This window comes from Pelotomaculum sp. FP (assembly GCF_004369245.1).
GTDB classification, from domain to species: domain Bacteria; phylum Bacillota; class Desulfotomaculia; order Desulfotomaculales; family Pelotomaculaceae; genus Pelotomaculum_C; species Pelotomaculum_C schinkii.
This window is the reverse complement of record NZ_QFGB01000137.1, coordinates 1-1,618: the sequence shown is the minus strand read 5'-3', so window position 1 is coordinate 1,618 and position 1,618 is coordinate 1. Positions and strand designations below refer to the sequence as shown.

Here is a 1,618-nt window from a genome sequence, read left to right as displayed (position 1 = left end):
CAGTAGTTATGCACTTTCAGTAAATTAGTACCAAAAAACATTTTTAAAAAATGCTCAAAAAATACTCAAAAGCCCTTGACATTTTCAAAATCGCCCAATAATCGAAATGGATGGTATTTTATGCCATTACATTGTAGATACGGGTGATACGAAAAAATGAATCTACAAAAGCCGATCTTTGAAAACAAACAACATGGTCCTGGTGGCGGTATCCCACTCCTAAAGAGTCTTTGGGAGAAGTTTGATCTCTCACTACTCTTTTTGCAGAAGGGAATTGTTAAGCATTCCGGTGTTTCCAGCTGGTTGATGGCCTTTGCATATATTTGTGGCTTGATTGCTCAAAAGCCTTCGGTAAACCAGTATGCAGATTTCACCTTGGATTCTCCTATTCTGAAGGTCTTACTGAAAGGAGAATCCATTAGTCAGTCTGCTTTCAGCCGGTTTTTCTCGAAATCATTTGAGTGGCTTCAGTTTGCGGTTGGCCGTATCAAAAGGCTTCAGGAACACCCGGAATCCCGGTTATCCCAAGGGGATGTAATTGCTTTGGATGACACCAAAGTAGCCCACCCATTTGGGAAAAAACTTCCCTTCTTGTGCTGGCTGTTTGATAGTTCTAGCCGGAATCATATCTGGTGTATGAACTTGATTTCTACCTATGCCGTTTTGAAAAACGGCTTGGAATACCCACTCTTCTGGCGATTCTGGCGTAAAACTGAACACCAGAATGACAAACAAACCAAGCTGGAACTGGCACGGAAAATCCTCCTGGATCTTCGCAGTACCTGTGGTGAACGACTCTGGGTAGCTATGGATCGCTGGTTCTTATGCAAGAATTTCTTGAACTGGCTGGTCGAGCACAACTTCGATTGGGTGACCAAGGCCAAGAAAAATACCGTTTTGTATTGCAAATACTTTGATCCGATATCCCGGAAGGAGCAATACAAGAAGGTCAACCCGAAGGAACTGCTACGTACCGTTTATACAAAACTCTCTACCCTCGGTAAAGGCGGCGTCATCATCATTCCCGATATCCACATCAAACTTCCCTATAACACCACAAACCGGAAAGGGAAGCCCATGAGACGATGGCGATATGTCCCCATTGCAGCCGTTGCATCCACGTACCGAAAAGAGCCGGTCACTGTGGATGGAATTATTCAAGAAGAAGATGAAAGTGCCACCTACCGGGACGCCTACCTGCTAATCAGCAACCGATATGATGCGCCGGAAGAAGTTGCGGCGGTTTATGTCAAGCGCTGGCGGATAGAAGTGTTTTACCGCACGGTCAAACAGGAACTGGGACTCACAAACTGCCATTCGCGGTCGGAAGCTTCGCATTTTGCTCATATGGAACTGCTTTTTATCGCAGAAACCCTATTGTGCTACGCAAGATGGGAATGCAATAAAGAAGGCGCCGAAGAAGCCCTCTCCCACCGCGAAATGGTCAGGTACTTATTCAACGCCAGTCATCGGATTTGTTGTTGCAAGCAACAAATCCAAGTCTATTTTGACACAACTGGCGATCGGTTTTCAAGGTTCATCGAAAATTTCTGGCCTCCACATCCATTTTTATGGCTATGGAACTGGGGCTATTTACCTATAACTGCATAACTCATGT

At 44.7% G+C, this 1,618-nt stretch carries 1 protein-coding gene; it reads left to right on the top strand.

All coding sequences use genetic code 11. From position 1 onward, the window contains the following. The first annotated feature begins 156 nt into the window (after positions 1-156). Positions 157-1,611: a transposase gene (locus Psfp_RS21045; protein WP_243120843.1), complete on the top strand. Its 1,455-nt coding sequence runs from the start codon at positions 157-159 to the stop codon at positions 1,609-1,611. The last annotated feature ends 7 nt before the right edge of the window (positions 1,612-1,618 follow it).